19 protein-coding genes are annotated in these 26734 nt (G+C 34.9%); 11 read left to right on the forward strand and 8 right to left on the reverse strand.

All coding sequences use genetic code 11. The annotated features are described in order from the left end of the window. Positions 1-42: 42 nt before the first annotated feature. Positions 43-237 carry a hypothetical protein gene (locus OLM51_RS10145; RefSeq protein ID WP_264554197.1) on the reverse strand — a complete coding sequence of 65 codons (195 nt, stop codon included), beginning with the start codon at positions 235-237 and terminating at the stop codon, positions 43-45. Positions 238-532: 295 nt separating this feature from the next. Here OLM51_RS10145 and OLM51_RS10150 point away from each other — a divergent pair, with 295 nt between their 5' ends. Together OLM51_RS10150 and OLM51_RS10155 are read left to right on the forward strand one after the other, a co-directional pair. Beyond that, positions 533-1228: a DUF3592 domain-containing protein gene (locus OLM51_RS10150; protein ID WP_264554198.1), complete on the forward strand. Its 696-nt coding sequence runs from the start codon at positions 533-535 to the stop codon at positions 1226-1228. Between the two features lie 168 nt (positions 1229-1396). Then, positions 1397-2056, forward strand: a complete 660-nt coding sequence (locus OLM51_RS10155) for a DUF3592 domain-containing protein (RefSeq protein ID WP_264554199.1) — start codon at positions 1397-1399, stop codon at positions 2054-2056. Between the two features lie 93 nt (positions 2057-2149). Here OLM51_RS10155 and OLM51_RS10160 read toward each other — a convergent pair whose 3' ends face one another. Next, entirely contained in the window at positions 2150-2380 is a 231-nt protein-coding gene (locus OLM51_RS10160; RefSeq protein ID WP_264554200.1) for a hypothetical protein, read from the reverse strand. Positions 2381-2669: 289 nt separating this feature from the next. On the opposite strand from OLM51_RS10160, the gene OLM51_RS10165 reads away from it, so the two are divergent. Beyond that, a complete protein-coding gene (locus OLM51_RS10165; RefSeq protein ID WP_264554201.1) occupies positions 2670-3443 on the forward strand; it encodes a TlpA family protein disulfide reductase in 774 nt (257 codons plus the stop codon). A 76-nt stretch (positions 3444-3519) separates the two neighbouring features. On the opposite strand, the gene OLM51_RS10170 is transcribed toward OLM51_RS10165, so the two are convergent. After that, positions 3520-4512, reverse strand: a complete 993-nt coding sequence (locus OLM51_RS10170) for a virulence RhuM family protein (protein WP_264554202.1) — start codon at positions 4510-4512, stop codon at positions 3520-3522. 166 nt (positions 4513-4678) lie between these two features. On the opposite strand from OLM51_RS10170, the gene OLM51_RS10175 reads away from it, so the two are divergent. Continuing rightward, positions 4679-6298 (forward strand): ABC-F family ATP-binding cassette domain-containing protein, encoded by a 1620-nt coding sequence (locus OLM51_RS10175; protein WP_078228806.1) that lies wholly within the window; start codon positions 4679-4681, stop codon positions 6296-6298. A 184-nt stretch (positions 6299-6482) separates the two neighbouring features. On the opposite strand, the gene OLM51_RS10180 is transcribed toward OLM51_RS10175, so the two are convergent. After that, on the reverse strand, positions 6483-6656 hold the full coding sequence (locus tag OLM51_RS10180) for a hypothetical protein (protein WP_264554203.1): 174 nt from the start codon (positions 6654-6656) through the stop codon (positions 6483-6485). Between the two features lie 232 nt (positions 6657-6888). On the opposite strand from OLM51_RS10180, the gene OLM51_RS10185 reads away from it, so the two are divergent. Beyond that, the gene (locus OLM51_RS10185; protein WP_264554204.1) at positions 6889-9633 is read left to right on the forward strand and encodes a fibronectin type III domain-containing protein; all 2745 of its coding nucleotides are present in this window, start codon (positions 6889-6891) and stop codon (positions 9631-9633) included. 192 nt (positions 9634-9825) lie between these two features. Here OLM51_RS10185 and OLM51_RS10190 read toward each other — a convergent pair whose 3' ends face one another. Further along, the gene (locus OLM51_RS10190) at positions 9826-10248 is read right to left on the reverse strand and encodes a hypothetical protein (protein WP_264554205.1); all 423 of its coding nucleotides are present in this window, start codon (positions 10246-10248) and stop codon (positions 9826-9828) included. 760 nt (positions 10249-11008) lie between these two features. Between OLM51_RS10190 and pyrR the strand changes: the two genes are divergently transcribed. The 6 genes from pyrR to OLM51_RS10220 all read left to right on the forward strand — a co-directional run bounded on the left by pyrR (position 11009) and on the right by OLM51_RS10220 (position 15517). Then, positions 11009-11548 carry a bifunctional pyr operon transcriptional regulator/uracil phosphoribosyltransferase PyrR gene (pyrR, locus tag OLM51_RS10195; RefSeq protein WP_089052841.1) on the forward strand — a complete coding sequence of 180 codons (540 nt, stop codon included), beginning with the start codon at positions 11009-11011 and terminating at the stop codon, positions 11546-11548. A 152-nt stretch (positions 11549-11700) separates the two neighbouring features. Next, a complete protein-coding gene (locus OLM51_RS10200; protein WP_029273654.1) occupies positions 11701-12627 on the forward strand; it encodes an aspartate carbamoyltransferase catalytic subunit in 927 nt (308 codons plus the stop codon). Positions 12628-12764: 137 nt separating this feature from the next. Next, positions 12765-13097: a ribonuclease Z gene (locus OLM51_RS10205; protein ID WP_264554206.1), complete on the forward strand. Its 333-nt coding sequence runs from the start codon at positions 12765-12767 to the stop codon at positions 13095-13097. A gap of 97 nt (positions 13098-13194) precedes the next feature. Then, complete coding sequence (locus OLM51_RS10210) at positions 13195-14100, forward strand: ribonuclease Z (protein WP_264554207.1); 906 nt, start codon at positions 13195-13197, stop codon at positions 14098-14100. A 94-nt stretch (positions 14101-14194) separates the two neighbouring features. Continuing rightward, positions 14195-14839, forward strand: a complete 645-nt coding sequence (gene pdxH / locus OLM51_RS10215; RefSeq protein ID WP_264554208.1) for a pyridoxamine 5'-phosphate oxidase — start codon at positions 14195-14197, stop codon at positions 14837-14839. Positions 14840-15013: 174 nt separating this feature from the next. Continuing rightward, complete coding sequence (locus OLM51_RS10220; protein WP_264554209.1) at positions 15014-15517, forward strand: CAP domain-containing protein; 504 nt, start codon at positions 15014-15016, stop codon at positions 15515-15517. Between the two features lie 128 nt (positions 15518-15645). On the opposite strand, the gene OLM51_RS10225 is transcribed toward OLM51_RS10220, so the two are convergent. The 3 genes from OLM51_RS10225 to OLM51_RS10235 form a co-directional block, all read right to left on the reverse strand. Further along, positions 15646-17583 (reverse strand): OmpA family protein, encoded by a 1938-nt coding sequence (locus OLM51_RS10225; RefSeq protein ID WP_264554210.1) that lies wholly within the window; start codon positions 17581-17583, stop codon positions 15646-15648. A gap of 11 nt (positions 17584-17594) precedes the next feature. Further along, entirely contained in the window at positions 17595-18512 is a 918-nt protein-coding gene (locus OLM51_RS10230; protein WP_264554211.1) for a type IX secretion system membrane protein PorP/SprF, read from the reverse strand. A 161-nt stretch (positions 18513-18673) separates the two neighbouring features. Next, a complete protein-coding gene (locus OLM51_RS10235) occupies positions 18674-26728 on the reverse strand; it encodes a gliding motility-associated C-terminal domain-containing protein (RefSeq protein ID WP_264554212.1) in 8055 nt (2684 codons plus the stop codon). Between the last annotated feature and the right edge of the window lie 6 nt (positions 26729-26734).

Here is a 26734-nt window from a genome sequence, read left to right on the forward strand (position 1 = left end):
AGCTCATTATAAGCCCGGCAATTTTATTGTCGGGTTTTTTTATTAATGGTCTCCAATTTTGACATTAGAAACAAAGAAACCAAAGCCAATTGCAAAAGCTACAAGGGCACACAATATAATTTTTGCCGAAGTTTGTCTATCGCGAGAAATGAATATCAGACGAAGTATTCCCACAAAAAAAGCAATTAGACTAACAAAGGCAAGCAAAGCGCCAAGTATAACCAGAGGATTGTTCATGTTTTTAAATTTAAAGTGTTTTTAGTTTGTTAATTATAATTTTTAGATGTTAAACCTGCAACAGGAGATTTTTAACTACAAACCCTGTATTTTAGTAGTTAAAAAGCCTGCTTCATAGGTGAAGAAAGATTCTTTATACCGGAATTTCAGCTAATTTAGTTATTTATTTCATGAGGTTTTATAATTCTGATAAGTACAACAAATTTGTTTAATCTGTGAGATATTTGGTATTATCAGATTTGATTTTTTAGTATTATAAATCTTATATTTGCACGCGTTATACATAATCTAAAACATGAAAGCTATATCTATAATTAAATACGTGTTCCTTACAATTGGAGTGCTTATGCTTGCAGGAGCTTTTTATCTTTATCAGGATAAACAGGCCTTTTTAAAAAGAGCAGAAACTGTTCAGGGAACAGTTGTTGAATTAATTAGTAAAAGATCTGATAAATCTACTACTTATGCGCCCGTAGTTGCTTTTGCAACAAAAGCCGGAAATAAAATTGAATTTACTTCATCTGTCAGCAGTAATCCTCCAAGTTATAACGAAGGAGAAAGTGTTGAAGTTTTGTACGATCCCGCTAATCCAAATGATGCTGATATTAACGGATTTGCTTCGTTGTGGCTTGGAACGTTAATACTTGGAATTTTAGGAACAGTTTTCTTTTTGATAGGTTTTGGTATTATTTGGTTCGGTATTTTAAAACAAAAAAAGTTCCAGTATCTTCGCAATAATGGCAAACGTATCGATACAAAATTTATTCAGGTACACCTAAATTATAGTATGACGGAAAACGGAAGAAATCCGTTTCAGATATCAAGTCAGTGGCTTGATCCAAAAACGAATGAAATGTATGTTTTTGAAAGCGAAAATATTTGGTTTGATCCAACAGAGTTTATAAAAACAGATGATATTAAGGTTTTGATTAATCCGGATAATCCAAAGAAATATATGATGGATATTTCATTTTTACCTGTTATGAAATAATAATTTTTAAAAATCTCTTTGATTAATACATTATAAACCCGGCAATTTTTGTTGCCGGTTTTTTTTATTAATAAAAAAAACAAAATATATAATACTTGTAATTTCTTTTAGAAGTATTTTGCATTAAAAAATAATTATTTATAAAAGATGAAAAATAGCTTTTCTATAATGAAATATATTTTCTGTACAATTGGTTTGCTAATATTTGCACAAGCCTTTTATATTTATCAGGAAAAAAGGACTTTTGTAGAAAAGGCAGATGCTGTACAGGGTATTGTTTTAGGTAATTCTACAAATGAGAAAACTATTGTGTCTTTTATCACAAAAGCAGGTAAACCAATTCAATTTATTTCTGATAACAGTAACAATCTAACAAACTATAATGAAGGAGAAAATGTCGAAGTTTTGTATGATCCTGAAAATCCTAACAAAGCTAAAATCAATAGTTTTAGTACTTTGTATACAGGTGTATCAATTTTAGGCTTTTTTGGAGCCGTTTTCTTTTTGACAGGTTTCTCATTTTTTTTATCTGATAATTCTAAACAAAAGAAAATGCATTTTTTGCAGCAAAACGGAAAACAAATTGTTACAAAATTTATTGATGTACAGATTGATTTAAACACAACAGTAAACGGTAGTAATCCTTATTTTATTTGCAGTGAGTGGCTGGATCCAAAAAACAATGAACTATATTTTTTTGAAAGCGACAATATTTGGTTTGACCCCACAGATTCTATAAAAAAAGATGAAATAAAGGTTGTAATTAACCCATTGAATCCAAAAGAATATTTTATGGATATTTCTTTTTTACCTGTCATAAGTAAATAATTAAAGTTTTTAATAATCTCTTTTGTACATAAAAAAAACTGGCAGTTTTTACTACCAGTTTTTTTATGCTTAAAACAATTTGGAGTGCTTATTTTAAGCTTCTAAATAAGGATCTAAAACTTCGGCAAGTTTATTAAGCCAGTAAAAATTATCATCGACATTTTTTATTTCCGCTTCTATAGTTTCACATTTCCTCATAACGCATATCGAAAGTGCATTATTTACTTCTCGTATCAGTTTTGCCATCTCTTTACAATCAATTTTGTCAGTAAAGAAATCGTTTAATCTGGTTTCCATTTCGTGTGTAAAGTTGTTTGTAGTCATAGTTTTATGTTTTTCTGTAAATTTAAATAATAACTATTTTTAGTTTGATACAAATTTGTGTCATCACGAATATTTTGTAAGAAATTTAACATATGGTATTTTTTAATGAAGTTATTCGTGTAGTTAGTGTTTTCTAAAAAAAAATAAGAAAGCTTTATAAAAATCTGTTTTAATCCGCGTCTTCGCGTTAGCGAATCCGTATCATCCGCGTACCATTTCTTCACCGTTAAATCCAGATTACAAACTATTTTAATTACTTTTGACTTCCAGAATTATCCCATAAAACTTCATGAAGAAATCAATTTATATTATAATAGCATTTTTAATTTTCACTACTTCTTTCAGTCAAAATAAATTCGAAAACCTGGAAGTTGATCCCATTCAAATTCAAAAAACATATACAGGCTGGTCCGTTTATCAAAGTAAAAACATAATGCTTTCCAGAGATTTTACAGCGCTGGATTCCTCTTCAAAAGAAATTTCAAAAGAATCTTTTTTAGATCAATTGGCAAACGGAAACGTTATCCCAATTCGATTAAAATCTGAGGCGAATGTTTATGTCTATAAACTATTCAAAATTCAGCCAAAAACAGATACAAGTATAAAAGCAACAATCAATCAAATTGGTTTTGATGCTCTCAAGAATTATAAAATGGAAGGAACGGTTTTTCCTTCGTTTTCATTTAAAGATTTAGATGGAAATCTGGTTACCAACGAATCCATGAAAGGAAAAATCATTGTGATAAAATGCTGGTACATTCATTGTACGCCTTGTATTAGAGAATTTCCTCAGGTTAATAAGCTTGTTTCAGCTTATAAAGACAGAAAAGATATACTTTTTGTAAGTTTAGCCGAAGATTCACCGGAACAATTAAAAACATTCCTGGCCAGAAAACCGTTATCGTATTCGGTTATTCCAAATATGAAAGACTATATGAATGAAGCTTTACAGTTAAATTCATTTCCAACACATTTTATTCTCAATAAAGAAGGAATGATTTCTAAAGTCTTACCCAATTTTGAGAGTTTGGAAGTGGCTTTAGCGAAAGAAAGTAAACAGTAGTTTTTTAAACCATATAAGTTCATGTAAGAGATTATAAGCTAATTAATATGAACTTATTTTACTTACATGGTGAAAATTATTCTTTTTTTAATTTCATTATTTCTTTGTCAAAGTCAGATAAATATTCTCTATCCTGAATAATTCGATATTTATCGAACTCCATCTCAGCTTTAATTTTTGCTTCCAAATGAGAAATTTTTCCTTTATCAGTCAAAATAGGATAACTTGAAAGCTGTAGAAAATTGTTTAGAAAAACGGTCCAATCTTCCATTTGCATAATGATTTGGCGTTTAGCATAATTTTCTGCCAGATCTAAATAAGCTGAAACAATTCTGTTGAGTTCTTGAAGATGCGCATCGTTTAAATAATTTTTCGCAATAGTTACATCGCTTTTTTGAATTTTTCCATCGGGAGCATCTTTCCATGTTGAAAGTCCCATATAGATTTTTGTGGCATCTGCTTCTGTATAAATAATTTCGGAAGCAGTTTTGCCTGTTATAGCCCAATGAAGTTTGTTTTGCACGGTTGCAAAAAATGCTTTTGTTTCAATATTGTCTTTTTCATAATTTGCCGAAAGCGCATAGATATCAGTGATTTTTTGATAAAAACGTCTTTCAGAAGAACGAATTTCTCTTATTCGCTCCAATAATTCCTCAAAATAATCTTTCCCGAAAGCTTTTCCATTTTTAAGCATTTCATCATTTAAAACAAACCCTTTGATAATAAATTCTTTTAAAGTCTGAGTTGCCCAAATTCTGAATTGAGTAGCTTGCTTAGAATTTACTCTATAACCCACAGCAATAATTGCGTCGAGATTGTAAAAATCAATTTCTCTGCTTACTTCTCTTTTTCCTTCAGTTTGAACTGCTCGAATTTTTCGAGTAGTTGAAATAGGATCTAATTCTAAGCTTTTATAAATTTCTTTTAAGTGATAAGTTATCGTGTGAGATTCGACTCCAAATAGTAAAGCCATAGCCTTTTGCGAAAGCCAGAAATTTTCATCCAAAAAAGTAACTTCAATATTAATGTTAGCTTCAGAAGTTTGATATAATAAGATGGGAGCTTGCATAAGTTTAACTAAAATAAAAAGTGAAGATAAGTAAAATGTAATTTTAAATCATATAATTAATGAGAGAAAGTGTAAGTTTAGCTTTAATAAACTTATATCACTTTTATGGTGAGAAAAATTAAACCTTTTTCCGTACTTTTGCACCAAATTAATTAAAAAGACATTCATGTTAACAGTCAATAATTTATCAGTTCAATTTGGCAAACGAATTTTGTTTGACGAAGTAAATACCACTTTTACACACGGAAATATTTATGGAGTTATTGGAGCCAATGGTGCTGGAAAATCTACATTTCTAAAAATCATTTCAGGCGATATGGACCCAACTTCAGGGCATATTCATTTAGAACCGGGAAAACGTATGTCGGTTTTAACGCAAAACCATAACTTGTTCGATGAGCATACGGTTTTGGAAACTGTTTTGATGGGAAATAAAGTTCTGTATGCTGTTAAAAAAGAAATGGATGAACTTTATTTAGACTACAACGATAAAAATGCAGACAGGATAGGGGAGCTTCAGGTTCAGTTTGAAGAAATGAACGGATGGAACGCCGATTCTGATGCAGCAGCAATGTTGTCTAACTTAGGAATTTCTGAGGCTGATCATTATACTTTAATGGCCGATATGGAAGGAAAAATGAAAGTTCGTGTGCTTTTGGCGCAGGCACTTTTCGGAAATCCTGATGTATTGATTATGGATGAGCCTACCAACGATTTGGATTTCGAGACAATCGCTTGGTTAGAAAATTTCTTAGCAAACTACGAAAATACTGTAATAGTAGTATCTCACGACCGTCACTTTTTGGATGCGGTTTGTACACATATTTCTGATATTGATTTCGGAAAAATTAATCACTATTCAGGAAACTATACATTCTGGTACGAGTCTAGCCAATTAGCGGCAAAACAACGTGCACAACAAAACAAAAAAGCAGAAGAGAAGAAACAGGAGCTGGAAGAATTTATTCGTCGTTTTAGTGCAAACGTTGCGAAATCTAAACAAGCAACTTCTCGTAAAAAAATGATTTCTAAATTGAATATTTCTGAAATCAAACCTTCTAGCCGACGTTACCCTGCGATTATTTTCGATCAGGATCGTGAAGCGGGAGATCAGATCTTAAATGTAGAAAACTTATCTGCTTCTGTAGATGGTGAAGTTCTATTTAAAGATGTTGATTTGAATATGGCAAAAGGTGATAAAATCGTTCTTTTCTCTAAAGATTCACGTGCAACAACAGCTTTCTACGAAATCTTAAACGGTGAGCAAAAAGCAGATTCAGGAACTTTTGATTGGGGAATTACAACAAACCAGGCTTATCTTCCTGCGGAAAACCACGATTTCTTTGAAAACGATTTGAGTTTAGTAGATTGGTTACGTCAGTACGCTAAAACAGAAGAAGAACGCGATGAAGTATTTATTAGAGGTTTCTTAGGGAAAATGATTTTCTCTGGAGAAGAAGCTTTAAAAACGTCCAGAGTTTTATCTGGAGGAGAAAAAGTGCGTTGTATGCTTTCCAGAATGATGATGGAACGTGCAAACGTTTTAATGCTGGACGAACCAACAAATCACTTAGATTTGGAGTCTATTACCGCTTTCAATAATTCATTGAAAAACTTTAAAGGTTCTGTGATCTTCACAACGCATGACCACGAGTTCGCGCAAACTGTTGGTAACAGAATCGTAGAATTGACACCAAACGGAGTTATCGACCGTTACATGACATTTGACGAATATCTTGATGATGAAAAGATTCAGGAACAGAGAAAGAAGATGTACAATCTTTAATTTTTCAAATTCCAATATTAAAAATCCCAAATTTCAAATTAAACCTGGAGTTTGGGATTTTTTTGTATTTAAAAAATATGGCCACGAATTGCACGAATTTCCACGAATTAAATTTGTGCTAATTTGTGTAATTAGTGGCAAAAAAATAAATCCCCGCTATGAAAATAACGGGAATTTTCATGTCTTATTTGCCTCCGAACATTTTGGCGAAAATGAAAATAATAATCGCAACAACAAAAATTACGAGAAATATCCCGAATCCCATTCCGGCTTTAAAAATGTCTCCAATAACTTCGCAGCTTGTAAATGAAAATAGTACTACAAATACCATTAACAATCTTAGTATTTTATTTTGCATGATTCTGATGTTTTAAATTGATACTTAAAATTACCCCATGAATCAGCGAAATGTGTTATAGAATTTTTGAGAAATGTTTTAGGATTTGGATTAGATAGAAGCCACGTTGGTTTTTGTTTTTTAGGATTAACTTTACAATAAAGAGAAGTAAAAATAAGAGAAAGGTAATATTCTCTTAAAAGCTATTGATCTCTCGTACAATACTTTTGTTTGATCTAAACAAAAAAAACGTATGAAAAAACTTTACTTTCTATTTTTGCTTCTGGTAATAAGTTATGCTTCAAAAGCGCAAAACTTATTTCCGTATTTGCAAAATGCAACACCGACCTCTATTTATGTAAACTGGAAAACAGAGAGTAATCCGGAGTCTATTGTAGAATATGGAACAACAGCATCCAGCCTTAATGTTACCGTTACAGGTAATACAAATGTTTTTACAGATTCTGGTTACCCGGGAAACTATTTTTATCACAGTGCTAAGCTGATTAATCTTTCTGCCAACACCAAGTATTATTACAGAATAAAGACAGGAGCAAATGTATCTTCAGTTTATTCTTTTAAAACATTGCCAAATCCGGGGCAAGCAGCTACGGCAGATGGGCATATCCGATTTTTGATTATGGGTGACAACCAGTTAAAGGCTGTCCCTCGTTATGATTCCTTGGTTTCGGCAGCCAAAAGAAAAATAAAACAAAAATGGGGGAAGACTTTATCTCCGGATGATAATATTTCTATGACTTTTATGGTTGGAGATCAGGTTGATGTAGGAACTTTAGATCATTACGAGAATGTACATTTTAAAAAGAACAGAGGTTTATCCGGTAATATTCCGATCCAGACCACAGTAGGAAATCATGAAACTTATGGAACTCTTGGAATGAATTCTTATTACGATCATTTCTACATTAGTGAACTTTCGTATAAAGGAATTTCATCTGGAACAGAGAATTATTATGCACAGCAGGCAGGTAATGTTTTGTTTATCAGTTTAAGTTCAGAACATACAGGTGCAGCACAATTAACATGGCTGCAACAGGTTCTCGCTACAGCCAATGCAGATAATACTGTAGAATGGATTTTTTCTTTAAGTCATAGACCGTACCAGGCAGAGCAATATGTTGGCGATATTTCTACATGGGTTCGTAATACGGCGGTTCCTTTATTGGTAACTTCTCCAAAATATTCAATGCATATTGGTGCGCATCACCATCTTTATCATAGAGGACAATTAAAAAACACCCCAACTTATAATATTATTTCGGGAGGAACTGCCTGGGATCAATATTGGGGATCGTCTACAGAACAGGATTTTGAAGATGTACAGAAAACAATCTGCAATTGGATTTATCAAATTGTAGATATTGACGTGATAAATGGAAAAATGGATATCGAGAGTTATTCTATTGGGAGTGTAGATAAATGGAAGAACAACCAGTTAATGGATGAATTTCATAGATACAAAAACAAAGCAGCACCTGTTAAACCTGCTATTACCAATACTTTTACGACAACAAATACTTTACCGTTAACAATTTCCGGATCGGCTTATAGTACGACAACAAATGAGCTTTTAAATACCAGTCAGTTTTTAATTTCTCAGACTCCTACATTCGATATTGTAAAGAAAGAGGTATATCGCGACTTCGAAAATTTATACGGAAAGTACGGTACCAAAAAAGATTCGACAGTTAATATCAATCTTGGCGTTGATATTACCAAGATGAATTTAGCTTCTAATTCGCTTCCAAATGGTAAATACTATGTAAAGTTAAGGTATAGAGATAGAAACCTGGAATGGTCTCCTTGGAGTGATGTTCAAACCTTTACTGTTACAGGAAGTAATACCGTTAATACGGAGATACAAACAGACGCTTTGACTTATTCGCAAAGCACGCCTATTAAAGTTAATTTTACAGATGCTCCGGCCAGTACTTCGACTTGGATAGGATTGTACAAAGACGGGCAGACACCGGGGGCTTCTACACCATCGCAAACATGGAAGTATACAGACGGAAGTGCGAGTGGTTTTATTAATTTCCCAAGCGGACTGGCAAATAAAGGACGTTATTATGCCGCAATATTTTCTAATGGAGGTTATACAGAAGTTGCTGCCCGAAAGTATTTTTATGTAGGTCCTGTTCCGGTATTAACTACAGATAAAACCGAATACTCAGTAGGTACTCCGGTAATTGTTAGTTATAGTAATGGTCCGCAGCTTGCAAAAGATTGGATTGGAATTTATAAAATGGGTGTAAATCCGGGTTCAGGAGTAGCATCGACTAGCTGGCAGTACGTTACAACGGTTGCAGATGCTAAATCTTTTACCGGATTACCAAAAGGATATTATTATGCCGAGTATTATCTGCAAGATGGTTTTAACTCTATTGGAAACAAAGTGTTCTTTAAAATTGGTGCAGTAGTTACAGAATTATGGATTAATAAACCGGTTTATGATCTTGGAGAACAAATTACGGCATCATGGACAGATGCTCCCGGAATTGTAAAAGACTGGTTAGGGGTTTACCACGAAGGGGATGATCCTAATGCGAAGCCATTAGTTAGTTACACTTACTTTGAAGGACTTTCTGAAGGGACTAAAAACATTGCAGCCGCAGAATTACCAAAAGAAAAAGGAAACTACTTTTTAGTAATGTTTACGAATGATTCTTATAACGAAGTATCAAACAGGGTTTCTTTTGAAGTAATTGAACCTCATTTGGGTAATGACGAGTTTAAAATCGATAATGGTTTAAGAGTATATCCAAATCCGACTAATAGCAATATGGAAACTTTTATTCAGTCAGAGTATCCTATTGATGAAATAGAAATTTACAGTATGGAAGGAAAATTATTGTATGCTACAAAAAATGTAAATAACAATAAGTTTTCTTTAATAAATCAAGATTTACCAAAAGGAGTTTATATTCTTAAAATACATTCTCGCAAATTATTTACAGCTAAATTAATTGTAAAATAGTAAGTCAACTTTATTTTTTTTTATTTTTTCAAAATCCTATTTGCCATCGCAGATAGGGTTTTGTTTTTAGTTGTATTTTAATAATGTGTTTTTTAAAAGAAGATCTCTCCAATTATACTTTTCAACGGAGGAGGTAGCCGGGAAAGATTTTGTTTTTAAAGTTCTAACAGAGACTTTAATTTATAAGTAAATCTAACTGGTAATCTTTCTGTCGAATACTAATTTTCTATTTATTGTTTTCTCAATTGCTTCCAGATGAATAATTTCATATAATGGTTCTGAATCTTCATAATGCCTCCAGGGAGGAGTATTGTTAAAATTAACACTCAAGTATTTAGTGATATTATGCAATAGAAATTCGCGATTTAAAATGGGTTCATAAAAATGTTCAAGACGATCATTTTCTTCTTTGTTGAGTAAAATATTATAGAGTTTTTCTAAGTTAATTTTGAAATTATTTTTGCCTAATACTTCAATCGTATATTCTATATCTGATAAATCCGGATCAATCGATAAATTAAAAATTGGTGTTATGTCATCATACGGTTCTCCCCACTCAAATTTTTTTTCTTCAACAAAACAGTATGGGAATGTGTTTTTATTAATGTATATCATTTTATTGTTTGTATTTGAATACTTATCCTGTGCGAAGTCTTCCGATTTTGGACCTGTTATAATATTCTTTTTAATTTTCTTAGCGTCTTATTGTTGTCGTCACGAAGTTAGGAGGTTTTGCGGAGTGGGGTTTTTAGTTCAATATTAAAACTACTTCAACAATCAGCGAAATGTGTTATAGAATTTTTTGGCATGATTATAAAATTTATCAAATATATCAATTATTGGTATGTTTTTAAAAAGAATAAAGAAACGTAGGTTCGGTCAATATTGTAGGGCCGGATTTTAATCCGGTTTATATAAAATATTAAAGGAAAGTAAGAACCATAGGTTCGGCACATTTTGCATATTGTAATATGAATCGTTCCGATGGAACTTTTGTTTGACGTTCTATAATTACAACGGATTAAAATCCGTTGCTACAGAATAATTCATTCCTACGGAATTTGCAAATATAAAGAACCGTAGGTTCGGTCAGTATTGTAGGGCCGGATTTTAATCCGGTTTATATAAAAGATTAAAGGAAAGCAAGAACCATAGGTTCGGCACATTTTACATATTGTAATATGAATCGTTCCGATGGAACTTTTGTTTTACGTTCTATAATTACAACGGATTAAAATCCGTTGCTACAGAATAATTCATTCCTACGGAATTTGAAAAAAAATACATTAATTCAAATAAAATATTTCCCCACCCAACACCCCAACAAATAAATTCTGATTTTGTATATTTGCCCAACCAAACATTACAATCACTTATGAGTCAAAAAGTATTACTTAATTCTAAAGAAGTTACTATCATACTCCATCGTTTGGCTTGTCAGTTAATCGAAAAACATCTTGATTTCTCTGAAACTATTTTAGTGGGAATTCAGCCGAGAGGCGTTTTTTTAGCTGAACGTTTAAAACAAATATTAGAAAACGAATACAAGGTTCCTGAAATTTCTTTGGGATATCTGGACATCACTTTTTTTAGAGATGATTTCCGTCGTACGGATAAACCGCTTGAAGCCAATAAAACCCAAATCAATTTTATAGTAGAAAACAAAAAAGTCATTTTTATTGATGACGTTTTGTTTACGGGAAGAAGTATTCGTTCTGCCTTAACCGCTATTCAATCTTTCGGAAGACCTTCAGAAATTGAATTATTGGTTTTAATAGACAGACGTTTCAGTCGTCATTTACCAATTCAGCCCGATTACAGAGGTCGTCAGGTAGATGCTATAAACGGTGAAAAAGTAATTGTAAGCTGGAAAGAAAATGATGGTGAAGATGTTGTTCACTTAGTGACAAATTAGTTTAATCGGTTAACCGGTTAATTGTTTAATCGGAAAAACCAATGATTAAACGATTAAAGAAATTAAAAAAGTTGAACCGTTAAATCGGTTAACTGTTTTATCGCAAAGCAAACGATTAAACGATTAGACAAATAAACAGTTAAACATTAAACATGAAAGAATTAAGCGTAAATCATTTATTAGGAATCAAATATATCAACGAGAATGATATTAACCTGATTTTTGAAACGGCAGATCATTTTAAAGAAGTCATTAACCGACCGATTAAAAAAGTTCCTTCATTACGAGATATTACGATTGCCAATATTTTCTTCGAAAACAGTACCAGAACCAAACTCTCTTTTGAATTAGCGCAGAAACGTTTATCTGCTGATGTAATCAGTTTTTCTGCAGCTCAGTCATCGGTTAAAAAAGGAGAGACCCTGATTGATACTGTAAATAATATCCTTTCGATGAAAGTTGATATGGTTGTAATGCGCCACTCCAATCCCGGAGCGGCTTATTTTTTATCTAAAAATGTCAAAGCCAGTATCGTAAACGCCGGAGACGGAGCACACGAACATCCAACTCAGGCTTTGTTAGACAGTTATTCAATCAGAGAAAAATTGGGTGATGTTGCCGGTAAAAAAGTAGTTATTGTAGGTGATATTCTGCATTCGAGAGTTGCCTTATCAAATATATATGCTTTGCAGATGCAAGGCGCAGAAGTAAAAGTTTGCGGACCAAAAACATTGATTCCGAGATATATTGAATCACTTGGTGTTACGGTAGAACCAAATTTGCGCAAAGCTTTAGAATGGTGTGACGTAGCAAATATGCTTCGCGTACAAAATGAACGTATGGATGTGAATTTCTTTCCATCAACACGTGAATATGCACAACAATACGGAGTAGATAAACCGCTTTTGGATTCTCTTGGAAAAGAAATCGTAATCATGCACCCGGGACCAATCAACAGAGGAGTAGAGATTACTTCTGAAGTGGCTGATTCTGATCATTCTGTGATTTTAAATCAGGTAGAGAATGGTGTAGCGATTAGAATGGCAGTAATTTATTTATTGGCTTCTAAGATTCAATAATAAATTGTTTCAAGTTTCAGGTTTCAAGTTGGTTAAAGAACGTCCAAAACTTGAAAGCTGAAACAACTAAGAACAAAAAACTTCGTACCTTAGCGTTCAGAAAAATCAATTTTTATATAAGCCCCACTAATTATAAAATGAAAGTAGATCAAAAAGGACATACCGTTACTATTAAAGATACACAAGGAGATGTAAATGCTTTCTTGGAAAAAGTAACGCAACAAATTAAAACCTTTGAAAAACACAATATTATAATCGATTTGTCTTCGGATTCTGCATTAACAGAAAAGGATTTGAAACTTTTTCTTCCTCTTTCTAAAACACAGAAAAAAGCAAAAAAGTCGTTTGTAATTGTTGTTTCTGATCTTGATTTTAATGCTATTTCAGATAAATTACTGGTGGTTCCGTCACTTTTGGAAGCACACGATATTATCGAAATGGAAGAAATAGAAAGAGACCTCGGATTTTAAAATTGGTTTAATTGTTTTATTCGTTCAACCGTTTAATCGATTTGATTTAATTTTAGACGATTAAACGATTTGCCAGATAAACGAATAAACAATAAAATTGAAATTAACGATACTTGGCTGTTATGCCGCTACTCCCAGAACCATTACCAACCCTACTGCGCAGGTTTTAGAAATTAAGAGCCGATTGTTTTTAATTGACTGCGGTGAAGGTACACAGGTTCAGCTTCGAAAGAATAAAATTAAATTCTCAAAGATCAACCATATTTTTATTTCCCATCTTCATGGGGATCATTTGTATGGATTAATTGGGACTATTTCGACTTTTTCTCTTTTGGGAAGAACTACCGATTTACATATTTACGGTCCAAAAGGGATTAAAGAACTTATCCTTCTTCAGTTAAAACTAACGGAATCCTGGACGACCTATAATTTGTTTTTCCATGAATTAGAGTCTAAAGAAAGTGAAGTTATTTTTGAAGATAAACGTGTTATTGTCAGGACGATTCCGCTTAAACATCGCGTTTATACAAACGGATATCTATTTGAGGAAAAACCGGATGAAAGAAAGCTTAATGTTGAAGCTGTTCAAAATTACGGCATTCACATTGCTTATTATCAAAAGATAAAAAACGGAAGTGATATCACGCTTGATAATGGAACTGTAGTTGAAAACGAAAAGCTAACTTTTGACCCTGTAAAGCCTCAAAGTTATGCGTTTTGTTCTGATACTGTTTATCACGAAGATATACTTCCAATAATCAAAAATGTTGATGTTCTGTATCATGAATCTACTTTTTTGGAATCTGAAGCCGCATTGGCACAAAAAACATTGCATTCAACAGCAAAAGAAGCAGCAAGAATTGCCTTAAAAGCAAATGTAAAACAATTGGTTTTGGGGCATTATTCTACACGATATGACGGTATTGAACGTTTTAAAGAAGAAGCTCAAGAAATTTTCCCAAATGTGCTTTTGGCAGATGACGGGCTGAGTTTTGAGTTTTAAATAAGTCTTAAAGTCATAAAGTCGAAAGTCATAAAGTTAGCTTCAATGACAATCTAAGAAGTCTAATATCTAAGAAGTCTAAAAATCTAAAAAAATGAATGATTTAAGTAATTATAGAAAGTCTTATGAGAAAAGTGAATTATTGGAAACCAATATTCCGGAAGATCCAATTAATCTTTTTAACCGCTGGTTTCATGAGGTAGAAGATTTTGGCGGAAGCGGAGAAGTAAATGCCATGACGGTTTCGACTATTGGATTGGATGGATTCCCGAAATCACGTGTTGTTTTACTGAAGAAATTTTCTGAGGAAGGTTTTATATTCTATACCAATTATAACTCAGAAAAAGGAAAAGCGATTGCTAATAATCCAAATGTATGCTTGTCTTTCTTTTGGCAGGAAATGGAACGTCAGGTAATTATTAAGGGAATTGCACAAAAGACTTCTGAGAATATTTCAGATGGTTATTTTGATTCCCGTCCGGATGGGAGTAAGTTGGGGGCAATTGTTTCACATCAGAGTGAAGTAATTCCGTCAAGAACTTTTCTGGAAGAAAACTTAAAAAAGCTGGAAGCAGAATTTGAAGGAAAACCAATTCCAAGACCTGAAAATTGGGGTGGTTATTTAGTTACGCCGCTTCAGGTAGAATTCTGGCAGGGAAGACCCAACAGGCTGCATGACAGAATTCGTTATACCAGCCAATCTGACTTTTCATGGAAGATTGAGCGCTTATCTTCTTAAAATGTAAGAATATTATATGTTAAAACAAAAAAGTAATGTATTTCGTCGATTAATTTTGTAGTTTAACGGTAAAATGAATATGTTTGAAATAGAAAAACAAAAACTATTCATTTAAAAATAAATTTAAAGGATTTGCCCCAACATTTACTTTAAACCGCTAAAATGCTGTTGATTATGAGAAAGATTATGCGCACCATGTTGTTCATTGCGATTTTAGTCGCAATGAACGCATGTTCTGCTGACACCGCCGAAGGTTCTACCGACAATACTTCTACTGAAGCTCTGATAACGGACTATACTTATAATGATTCAGAGTTAGAAACCATGAAATTAATAAATGATTATCGTGTGAGCATTGGTCTTAATGCATTGCAAAGAATAAATCATATTTCTTTTAAATGTGAGGAGCACAATGATTATATGATTGAGAAGAGTGTTGTAGATCATAACGATTTTGTTTCGCGTTCTGATAATATGATTAAAGTTCTTGGAGCTAAAAAAGTAGGTGAGAATGTTGCGTACAATTACAAAACATCTGAAGCTGCTCTGAAAGCGTGGCTGGAAAGCCCGGGACACAAAGAAAATATCGAGGGAAATTTTACGCATTTCGGATTATCTGTAAAGGTTGATGCTAAAACAGGTAAAAAATACTATACGAATATATTTGTCAAAATTTAAGATAATAATTTAAAGACTGGTTGGTTTTTAGTGATCGTTGTAACTCTTAGTAGTGCAACGATTTTTTTGTATAAAAAAAGCTGTCTTTCGGGACAGCTTTTTTAGGTATAATGATTAAGTGTAATTAACTAAAGCGCAGTGATTATAAATTCACTTCGTCTGTTCATTTGATGTTCTTCTTCGGTACATGGTACATCGTCAGAACATCTGTTTACAAGTTGTGTTTCGCCGTATCCTTTTCCTGTTAATCTATTTGGAGCAATACCGTTACTAATTAACCATTTTATAGTAGATTTTGCTCTTCTGTCAGATAAAGCTTCATTGTATTGGTGTGTTGCTCTACTGTCTGTGTGTGAACGGATATCAAGTTTCATTCCCGGATAATCATTCATTACTGCCAGTATTTTTTCTAAGTCTAGTGCTGCTTCACGTCTGATGTTTGATTTATCAAGATCAAAGTAGATCATTTTTATGCCGAAGCATTTTCCTAAATCATCACCAACTGTTACACGACATTTGCTTTTAGCCAGTGCAAGAGACTGAGTTGTTTTTCCGGAAGTTTTATCTATGGTAACGCTTACTTCTTTGGTTTCATAATTTTCTTTTTCAGCTCTTACATTATAGGTTTTACCACATTCTACAGGCAGAACATAATTTCCTGAAGCATCAGCGAGAGTGGTACTTAAGACTTCCTGATTTTCATACAGAGAAACTTTTGCTCCCGGTAGAGGTTCTTTGGTCTCAATATCGGTTATTGTTCCGTTTAGCTCCTGAATACATTTCAGACGTCTTGTCTCCAGAAAGGTGTAAATATCATCAGAACCTAATCCGCCATCTTTATTTGAACTGAAATAGCCTTGTCGCGTAGTCGGATCAATAATGTAGGCAAAATCATCTTTAGGAGAATTGATGTCTGCACCAAGATTTTGAATATTTCCTATTTTACCATTACGATCAAACTCTGCCACAAAAACGTCCAGACCTCCAAGTCCCGGATGACCATCTGATGCGAAGTAAATTTCGCCATCGTTGGTAACATAAGGAAATGTTTCTTTTCCTTCGGTATTAATACCTGCACCTAAATTTTCGGGAGTTCCAAAACTTCCGTCAGGATTTATAGCTACCTTATAAAGATCAGATTGTCCGATACTTCCTGGCATATCTGAAGCGAAGTAAAGCGTTTTTTCATCAGCACTAAGTGCGGGATGTGCTGTACTGTAATTATCACTGGTAAATGGCAGAGCCGTTATATTGGTCCATTTGCCATTTTCATTGGTGGCTTTGTATATTTTTACTAAAGTAGTTTTATTATCATCTTTTCCTTTTTTTCCATCTATAAAATTATTTCTTGTAAAGTAGATTGTTTTACCATCTTTTGTAAAAACCGGAGATGCATCATGAAATTTGGTGTTAATGGCATTCTTAATTTTATTTACTTTAGAAGGAGTATTGGTACTTTGATCAATATCGGCAAAGTAAAGATTTGTAAAATATTCGCCGGTCCATTTGTGTTTTCTTTGCGAGAAATTACCAGTATCTCTTGCAGAGGCAAAATATAGTTTATTGTCGTGCACAAAAGTACCATAGTCTGAATATTTGGAGTTAATGCCAGCATTCTGAATTTTATATCGTCCTGAATTGGCTTTAATCTGATCCAGATAGTTTACATCTTCTTTATACAGTTTTGCTCTATTGTCGTTTTTGTATTTGGCATTAAATTCATCCAGAATTTTATTTGCTTTAGAAGTTTCGCCAATTGATTTTAGCGATTGAGCATATCTGTAATAATATTCAGGTTCTACTTCGGTATTCATGGCAAATAATTCATTGTACCATTTTGCAGCACCTTCAAAATTAGAATTAAAATAGTACGAATTTCCAAGTTTTTTGAACATGTCCTCAGATTTATACCCTTTTTCTGCTACTTTTTCGTACGTTTTTATCGCGTCAACATAAGCGTAGTTGTCATATTTTTTATCGGCAGCATTTATTTTTGATTGCTGCGAATAACTTTTAAATGAAAAGACACTTATAAATGTTAGGCAAAGGAAAATACAATTTTTCATAATAATTATTTTTAGAAGAAACGAGGAGTAGTAATTTTACCATTGTTTTTGAAGAACTCATAGCGCAGGAATATCTCGTGAGATCCTGAGTTATAATTATTTAAGTTTGTGGTTTCACGATCATAACCGTAACCTAAATAAAGACCGTCTGTGATTTGAAATCCAACCATAGCACTCAAAGAAGCGCTCCATCTGTAAGCTACACCAACCATAAATTTATCGTAGAACATAAAATTGGCAGAAAGGTCAACTTGTAATGGTGCTCCTTCGACCATTTTAGTTAAAATAGCAGGTTTGAATTTATAGTATTGATATTTATCAAGATCAAACACATAACCAGCCATTAAATAGTAATTGATTTTATCTTTGTAAATGGCTATGTCGTTGTCGTCGTAGCGATTTGTTTCGATAAAATTAGGTACAGATAAACCAACATAAGCTTTGTCTGAGTGCCAGTAAACCCCGGCTCCGACATTTGGAGTAAACTTATTATCCAGATCCTGAAATTGTGGATCTCCCTGATCTGAAGGATTTAATTTGCTTACATCTAAATTGAATATATTGGCCGTTCCCTTAATACCAAATGACAGTTTGAAATCTGCTGATGTTTGTACTGTATATGAAACGTCTACAGATATATTATTCTCATTTGTTGGGCCTATTTTGTCATTTACTAATGAAGCTCCTATACCCAGATTACTATTGTTTATTGGTGTATTTACAGAGAAACTGCTTGTTTCTGGCGCACCATCAAGTCCAACCCACTGTGTACGGTATAAACCAAATACACTTAAAACTCCACGAGAACCTGCGTAGGCAGGATTTATGTTTATTGTGTTGTACATGTATTGGGTATACTGTGCATCTTGCTGCGCATGACCTGCAATAGTTACAAACAGAATGACGAAGTAAAATAATTTTGTTCTCATAGTAGATATTTATTATTTCAATTATTACTATTGATTATTTATTAATGAAAGCCTCTAAAAATCTTACAAATTTGTGTTTTCTCAAATTTACGGATTTTTCTTGTTCTTTTTCTGTAATAGGCTGATATGTCGGTTTTTATATCAGCCTTTACAGCTTTTACTTATTTTGAAAGATAGAGGTATCCGTCTTTTTTGTTTTCGTGAATTACATTATTTCCGTCTAAAGATTTGTAAGTAACAATGTAGAAGTACGTTCCTGTAGGCAATCCGTCAGATTGTTTAACAGTAGTTCTGCCTCTTGAAGTTCCGTCGAAAGCATTCGTTGTATTGTTGTAATCAGTAGTTTCAAATACTAATATTCCCCAACGATTGTAGATTTCAACAGTGTTACCAGGGTAGCAGGTAAGGTCATCGATGCTGTCAATTACGAATACATCGTTTATACCGTCTCCATTAGGAGAGAAAGCATTATGTACTACAACATTTCCGCATTCTAATACTTTACAGTCATTATTTACAGTCATGTTTACAGCTACAGTTCTTGGGCAATTTTCATCACTTATTCTGTATTCGAATACATAATTACCAAGAGCAAGTCCAAATGGATTTAAAATATTTCCTTGTAATGCATTTGTATTATTGGTATCAATCCAGGTACCGGTTCTTGGGGTATCTGCAGGCAATAGCGTAAGTAAGTCTACCAGTGTTGAGTCGTCTGTACAGGATGTACTTTGAACTCTGGTAATTGCATTTGGTACTACTACTATTGTAATGGTACCGGTATCGCAGCTTTCCGGACTTAACTTGTCGCAGATTTGATAGGTATAAGTATAAGTCCCCGCAGGTGTTAAACTTGGTACTCTAACATTTCCTGATGCATCTACAGTAATATTCGGATCTGTTTTGGTAGTACTGTTTTCAGTTGTTGGCAACAATGTAAAGTTTACTAGTTCTAGTGTTGCCGGAACGTTACCTTTAAAATCATTACTTAAAACATTTCCAACCAATCCAAATTTTCCACATCCTATATCATTATAAGTATCATCTGCGGCAATAATAGGATCAGATACAATTACAGTTACTATTGCAGTGTCACAGTTTCCTGCGTCGGCATTTTCACAAATTTGGTAAGTAAGTGTGTAAGTACCATTTGGTGTATTTGGCGCTACTGTAACAGTTCCGTCAGGGTTCAGAGTAAGAGCTCCTTTTGGATCTGGTGTAACTGTAGTCAATGTTAAATCACTTGGATTTACCGGACTGCCATTTAATGTATCATTAGTATATACGCTTATTACATTTGGTATTCCCGGAATTCCTGAAACCGGACCTGCATTATCGTCATTTGCTAAAATTTCGAAAGTTGGTCTTGCGATACAGAAAGGATCAGCAGGTGGATAATTTACTGTTATAGTTTCACTTGGATTAACAGAGATTGTTACGTTGGCTGTTGGACGAAGTCCTTCAAATCCATCCGGTGCCTGAATCCATTTGTTATCCTGGAATACCCATCCTGGCCAGTCGATACCGTTTCCAGCCTGATCTACTTCAGCTCCCGGCCATAATACTCGGCCGCTTAAAGGTAAATCTGTCATTGTAGTTACCACATTGTTGTTGCTGTCTGCCCAGGCAATTGTTACACCGTTTATAGGAGTAAAGTTTCCGGGAGTTACAACATAATCAAGGTAAGGCACATCGTTAACACAAATTGATGTTGCAGTAACGGTCATTACCGGAGCTTCAATTGTGATTGTCACTGTTGCAGTGTCACAATTTGAAGTTTGATCTGCTTCACAAATTTGATATACCATTGTTAATGTTCCTGTAGGAGCATTTGGTAAAATATCTACAGAACCATCAGGATTTAATTGTAAGAACTCATTTGGTGTTACGGTTGTAATAACCACATCAGATGCTGTTACTACTACACCTTCAAGTGTATCATTTACTAACACATTTAATACATTTGGTGTTGTGTGATTCACTCCAGGGAATGGTCCGGCACTATCATCATTGGCCACAATATCCTGGAATTCTTTACAAGCTACTCCAAAGTCAATATCTAAATGTACCAGATCTTCTGGTGTTACATTAACGACATATCCATCGGCACTAGTAACAGTACAAACCGTATGCATTTGTGTTTTGCCTGTTTTAGATTTAATTTTCTTATCTGTAATTGATGGTAATACCTTAACCAATCCCGTAGCGCCCAGAGCAGCTGCAGCATTATCAAAGTTTGCATCTTTAATAAGTTTTACTTTGTATTCTCCATAAGGATTTTCGCTTTCCGGTCTGTTTCTCCAGTATCCCTGAATTCCAACAATCATTTCAGCATGATATCCGTTTGGACCATCAACAAAGACATTAGGGCTCAATGCATTTCCGAATCCGCCGGCATTTAATTCACCTGCGTTTTGCGGACCTGTATAACTTCCGTCTCCATTTAGATCAAGCCATTCCCATTGACTGTAATCAATTGCTCCTTCGCTGTCTGGAATATTTTTAGTTACAACGCCATCATTGTTGGCATCATACCATTCGTCCTGAATTCCGTTACTATTGGTGTCATACCAAACATAATCTCCTAAAACCGGAAGGTCTGATTTTCCATATAAGAAATCGTGTACCTGGAATTTACATTCTTCAAGTGTAGTAAAGAATAAACTTGAGTCTACAGGATATAATTGATATGCGCTGTTTAAATTGGCATCCTGAACCTGAACTAAGTAGCTTCCTGCAACCATTCCAGAGAAGCTGTATGCTCCATCTGCGCCAGTTATACGAATTAAAATAGGACCAGGTGTTGTACCTTGTGGTATTAATGTAACCGGAACATTGGCAATAGGTGTATTAGTGTCTACATTAATAATGTGTCCGGATATTTTAACTTTATAATCTGGTTGTGTTATAGTTACTGTTGCAGTTGCGGTACAAGTTTGATCATTAGCATTTACTGGGGATGTTGCAGTAAGTGTATAAGTTCCTGCTGGTAAATTTGTGTTTCCAACAACTTCATTATTGGCATTTGTGATCACAACGGTAGAACCAGGACTGCTGGTCACTAAAATTGAACCATCTGTTCCATCCAGACAAGTTACGTTTGTTGGTACTCCAGATACAGATACTTTATTTTCTACAGTAAAGGTTTGTACAAGTTGAGTTTTGTTACCTGCGCAATCTGTTAATGTATAAGTTCTGGTTAAGATATAAGCATCTCCTTCGCAACCGCTGGCTCCGTTGTTAGAGTCGCTCACTGTTACTGTTACAGTTCCGCCACAATTATCGGCTTCATCAATTATGTCTGCCGGATTTGCCGCTGGAATATCAGCTATGCTTTGTAGATCTGCCACATCAGCCGGAGCAGTTCCAGTTGGAGGAGTTGTGTCTCTCACTATAATAACCTGAGTATGTGTAGTCGTATTTCCTCCACAATCGCTGGTTGTCCATTTACGAGTTAAAGTATATTCTGTTCCACATTCGTTTTTGATATCACTTTTAACTTCAGAATATACAATTGGTAAATTTTCATTGCAATTGTCAGAAACTTGTAATGTAGCTGCTACAGGAACAGCATCGCATGAAACTGTAATATCTGTTGGCAGGGTTCCTGTAAATACCGGAGCAGTAGTATCCTGAATTGTAATTACTTGTGTAAAAGTTTGTGAAGTATTTCCGCAATCGTCTTTTACTGTCCATGTATTCGTATAAGTTCCTGCATTTGTACAATCTTCAGAAGCTATGAACTGACCACTAATTTTTACAATATTTGTAACATTAGTGTCGCATAAGTCTGATGCAACTGGAGCTAAAGCTTGTGCTGCTGCCAGAGCTTGTGTGTTGCTACATTCTACGGTTTTATTTAAAGAACCAGTTTGTGTTGTCCAGGTTGGAGCAGTGGTGTCTTCAATAGTTATAACCTGAGTAAAAGATGTAGTGGTATTTCCGCAGTCGTCTTTTGCAATCCAACTGTTGGTATAGGTTCCTGCGTTGGCACAAGTTTGTGAAGGTACAAATGGACCGCTTGTTTTAGTATAAGTTACTACAGTACAATTTGCAGTTGCAGTTGGTGCCAGATTTTGTGCAGCATTTAATCCTGCAGTATCACTACATTCTAGTTTTCTATTCAAAGAGCCAGCCTGAGTTACCCATTGTGGAGCAGCACTATCCTGAATTGTAATTACTTGTGTAAATACAGTTGAAGTGTTGTTACAACGATCTTTAGCCACCCATGTATTGGTGTAAGTTCCTGTGCTTCCGCAAGCACCTCTTTGTAACTGACCGCTAGTTTTGGTGTAAGTAACAGTTCCTCCGCAATTATCAGTTGCAACCGGTGTTTGAGATTGAGCTGTATTTAATCCTTCTGTGTCACTACATTGTAGAGTTACATTAAGTGCACCTGCAGCTGTTGTCCAATTTGGAGCAGTTTTGTCCTGAATAGTAATTACCTGAGTAAAGGTTGTAGAAGTATTGTTACAACGATCTTTAGCTACCCATGTATTAGTATATGTTCCCGCATTGGCACAATTGGCATTTACTACAAATGAGCCGCTGGTTTTAGTGTAAGTAACAGTTCCACCACAGTTATCAGTTGCAACCGGAGCATTTCCTTGTGCAGTATTCAATCCGTTTGTATCACTGCATTCTAAAGTTACATTAAGGGCATTTGCACTAGTTGTCCATGTTGGAGCAGTTTTATCTTCGATGGTAATTACCTGAGTAAAAGTTGTAGAAGTGTTGTTGCAACGATCTTTAGCTACCCATGTATTAGTATACGTTCCTGCATTTGCACAATTGGCATCAACCTGGAATGTTCCACTAGATTTAGTGTAGGTAACAGTTCCGCCACAAGCATCTGTAGCAACCGGAGCATTTGCTTGTGCAGTATTCAGTCCGTTTGTATCACTGCATGATAATGTTACGTTAAGTGCATTGGCGCTAGTTGTCCAAGTAGGAGCAGTTTTGTCTTCAATCGTAATTACCTGAGTAAAAGTGGTAGAAGAGTTGTTGCAACGATCTTTGGCGACCCATGTATTAGTATACGTTCCCGCATTTGCACAATTAGCATTTGCCTGAAATGTACCACTGGTTTTAGTATAAGTAACAGTTCCACCGCAATTATCAGTTGCAACCGGAGCATTTGCTTGTGCAGCATTCAATCCGTTTGTGTCACTGCACTCTAAAGTTACATTAAGATCACCTGCGATTGTTGTCCAGGTTGGAGCAGTTTTATCCTCGATTGTAATTATCTGAGTGAAAGTTGTAGAAGAGTTATTGCAACGATCTTTCGCCACCCATGTATTAGTATACGTTCCTGCATTTGCACAATTAGCATTTGCCTGAAATGTACCACTGGTTTTAGTATAAGTAACAGTTCCTCCACAGTTATCGGTTGCAACAGGAGCATTTCCTTGTGCGGTATTTAATCCGTCTGTATCGCTGCATGATAAGGTTACATTAAGCGCATTTGCACTAGTTGTCCATGTAGGAGCAGTTTTATCCTGAATAGTAATTACTTGAGTAAAAGTGGTAGAAGTGTTGTTGCAACGATCTTTCGCCACCCATGTATTAGTATAAGTTCCTGCATTTGCACAATTAGCGTCAACCTGGAATGTTCCACTAGATTTAGTGTAAGTAACAGTTCCGCCGCAGCCATCAGTTGCAACCGGAGCATTTGCTTGTGCAGTATTTAAGCCATTAGTATCGCTGCATTCTAATGTTACATTAAGAGCATTAGCAGCTGTTGTCCAATTTGGCCCGGTTTTATCTTCAATTGTAATTACCTGAGTAAAAATGGAAGAAGAGTTGTTACAACGATCTTTAGCTATCCAGGTATTAGTATAAGTTCCTGCATTTGCACAATTGGCATCGGCCTGAAACGAACCACTGGATTTAGTGTAGGTAACAGTTCCGCCACAAGCATCTGTTGCGACTGGAGCATTTCCTTGCGCTGCATTTAAACCTGCAGAATCAGTACACTCTAAAGTTACATTAAGAGCACCTGCAGCTGTTGTCCAATTTGGCGCAGTTTTATCCTGAATGGTAATTACCTGTGTGAAAGTTGTAGAAGAGTTGTTGCAACGATCTTTAGCTACCCAAGTATTAGTATATGTTCCGGCATTTGCGCAGTTGGCATCAACCTGGAATGTTCCACTGGATTTAGTGTAGGTAACAGTTCCGCCACAAGCATCGGTCGCAATCGGAGCACTTGCCTGAGCAGTTGTTAACCCTGCAGAATCAGTACACTCTAAAGTTATATTAAGATCATTAGCAGCTGTTGTCCATGTAGGAGCAGTTTTATCCTGAATTGTAATTACTTGTGTAAAAACTGCAGAAGTGTTAAGACAAACATCTTTTGCTATCCAGGTATTGGTATACGTTCCCGCACTTGCGCAATTGGCATCAACCTGGAATGTTCCACTGGTTTTAGTGTAAGTCACAGTTCCTCCGCAATTATCAGTTCCTACCGGAGCACTTGCTTGAGCAGCTGTTAATCCATTAGAATCACTGCATTCTAAAGTTACATTTAGCGCATTTGCACTAGTTGTCCAGGTAGGAGCAGTTTTATCCTGAATTGTTATGGTCTGTGATTTTGTTATGGTGCCACAGCTTGTAACAACTTTAAAAGTTCGGGTTACTACTATTGGGCACGTGCCTGTGGCAACATCACTGTAAGAAAGTGTGTAACTGCCTATACTGCCACTATTGGAAATAGAACCTCCGGCAGTAGTTAATTGGGCAAGCGAAATAGTTGTATCTGTAGCTTTAAAGACTAAACCCGTTATTGCTGCAGTGCTGCATCCTTCGATGGTTGCATCTTGTGGAGCAACAAGTGCGGCTGCAGGACTTATGGTAACATCTACTGGTACTGAAGTTAATTCGCAGTTAGTAGTGCCATTTTTAACCTTTACTTTATAAGCACCACTTACTGTAACAACCAATGTTGAATTTGTTTCACCATTTATCACAGCATTATCTTTGTACCAAACATAAGTTGGAGAAGTGGCATTTGTATTTGCAGTCAATGTTGTAGAACCACAAGCATTTAATACTCCGGTAATTGTTGGAGCACATGGTACAAAATAAGATGGTTGAGGTACTGCTTTTGATTCATCGCTGCAGGATGAGTTTTTATAGTTTAAGGTTGAGGTACTTACGGTCTGTGTTCCGCAAGCACTTCCAGTTGGAGTTAATTGATACGTTAAGGTAATTTTCTCCGCATTTAAAAAGTCAGTGTTCCATGTGATCACCTGACCAACTGCTGATGCAGTTCCTTTGGTTGTAGTGATTCCGCTAATAGTAAAACCGGCAATAACTGTTTCTTTTTCGATCAGACTTTGAGCGACCCAGGATAATTGAGTAGCAATCTGATTGTAAATCGCAGTTAAATTGGCTCCGCTGTTGGTGATGTAAGCGGCACTTCCCTGAATATTATCCAAAGTATATTTGGCGACATTTCTGTCACTTCCTTCTGTATTTATATTTCCGGAGATTCCTCCAAATAAACCAACTGCAAAAACCTGATTGTTGTATACAACACTCGATTTGGTAGTTGTTTTGGCGTCTGTTGCTGCATTTATGGCATCAACAACACATTGAGAGTTTTTAGCAACATCACAATCTGTGTTTCCGTTGGTACCAGTTACATTTGTAACCCCGTCTGTTAAAAGAATTATACTTCGTCCGGTGCTGCAATCAAATCTTCCATTGGCTTCCAGTTCAGTTTCTGCTCTTTTAATACCTGCATAAATATTGGTCGAGTTTGTTGCCTGCAAAGAATTTATCTGTGCTTTTACTGCAGTTACACCAGCGTTATCCAGATAGGTAAGCCCTATTTTTAGAGAAGCCGTTGTACTATAGGCAACAATTGCGATTCTGTTTTGTGGATTTGTTTTAGCCTGATCTACAAAAGCGATGGCCGCTTCTTTGGCATAATCCATAGATGTTTTCATATCACCAGAAATGGTATATCCCATACTACCGGAGATATCAATTGATAATATTACATCTGAATTTCGTGTCGAAGGGTTCGCTCCGGTTATATCTACTTTTACGTCTAAAACTCCACAATTGGTAGCGTTGGCTGTAATTGTTTTACTTGTTGTAATGCTTGGAGCCTGACCTAAAACGAAAGATGTCGAAAATAAAAACAATACCGCAAAGTATAATTTTTTTATGTCTCGTAAATTATTGCTGAAAGAGAGTAATAGTTTTTCCATTTTAAA

The sequence above is a fragment of the Flavobacterium sp. N2038 genome, from assembly GCF_025947185.1.
Classification (GTDB): Bacteria; Bacteroidota; Bacteroidia; order Flavobacteriales; family Flavobacteriaceae; genus Flavobacterium.

What these genes read in the sequence shown, in the direction of transcription:
- OLM51_RS10145 (WP_264554197.1), bottom strand. Translation starts at nt 237, where the DNA reads ATGAACAATCCTCTGGTTATACTTGGCGCTTTGCTTGCCTTTGTTAGT.
- OLM51_RS10150 (WP_264554198.1), top strand. Translation starts at nt 533, where the DNA reads ATGAAAGCTATATCTATAATTAAATACGTGTTCCTTACAATTGGAGTG.
- OLM51_RS10155 (WP_264554199.1), top strand. Translation starts at nt 1,397, where the DNA reads ATGAAATATATTTTCTGTACAATTGGTTTGCTAATATTTGCACAAGCC.
- OLM51_RS10160 (WP_264554200.1), bottom strand. Translation starts at nt 2,380, where the DNA reads ATGACTACAAACAACTTTACACACGAAATGGAAACCAGATTAAACGAT.
- OLM51_RS10165 (WP_264554201.1), top strand. Translation starts at nt 2,670, where the DNA reads ATGAAGAAATCAATTTATATTATAATAGCATTTTTAATTTTCACTACT.
- OLM51_RS10170 (WP_264554202.1), bottom strand. Translation starts at nt 4,512, where the DNA reads ATGCAAGCTCCCATCTTATTATATCAAACTTCTGAAGCTAACATTAAT.
- OLM51_RS10175 (WP_078228806.1), top strand. Translation starts at nt 4,679, where the DNA reads ATGTTAACAGTCAATAATTTATCAGTTCAATTTGGCAAACGAATTTTG.
- OLM51_RS10180 (WP_264554203.1), bottom strand. Translation starts at nt 6,656, where the DNA reads ATGCAAAATAAAATACTAAGATTGTTAATGGTATTTGTAGTACTATTT.
- OLM51_RS10185 (WP_264554204.1), top strand. Translation starts at nt 6,889, where the DNA reads ATGAAAAAACTTTACTTTCTATTTTTGCTTCTGGTAATAAGTTATGCT.
- OLM51_RS10190 (WP_264554205.1), bottom strand. Translation starts at nt 10,248, where the DNA reads ATGATATACATTAATAAAAACACATTCCCATACTGTTTTGTTGAAGAA.
- pyrR (WP_089052841.1), top strand. Translation starts at nt 11,009, where the DNA reads ATGAGTCAAAAAGTATTACTTAATTCTAAAGAAGTTACTATCATACTC.
- OLM51_RS10200 (WP_029273654.1), top strand. Translation starts at nt 11,701, where the DNA reads ATGAAAGAATTAAGCGTAAATCATTTATTAGGAATCAAATATATCAAC.
- OLM51_RS10205 (WP_264554206.1), top strand. Translation starts at nt 12,765, where the DNA reads ATGAAAGTAGATCAAAAAGGACATACCGTTACTATTAAAGATACACAA.
- pdxH (WP_264554208.1), top strand. Translation starts at nt 14,195, where the DNA reads ATGAATGATTTAAGTAATTATAGAAAGTCTTATGAGAAAAGTGAATTA.
- OLM51_RS10220 (WP_264554209.1), top strand. Translation starts at nt 15,014, where the DNA reads ATGAGAAAGATTATGCGCACCATGTTGTTCATTGCGATTTTAGTCGCA.
- OLM51_RS10225 (WP_264554210.1), bottom strand. Translation starts at nt 17,583, where the DNA reads ATGAAAAATTGTATTTTCCTTTGCCTAACATTTATAAGTGTCTTTTCA.
- OLM51_RS10230 (WP_264554211.1), bottom strand. Translation starts at nt 18,512, where the DNA reads ATGAGAACAAAATTATTTTACTTCGTCATTCTGTTTGTAACTATTGCA.
- OLM51_RS10235 (WP_264554212.1), bottom strand. Translation starts at nt 26,728, where the DNA reads ATGGAAAAACTATTACTCTCTTTCAGCAATAATTTACGAGACATAAAA.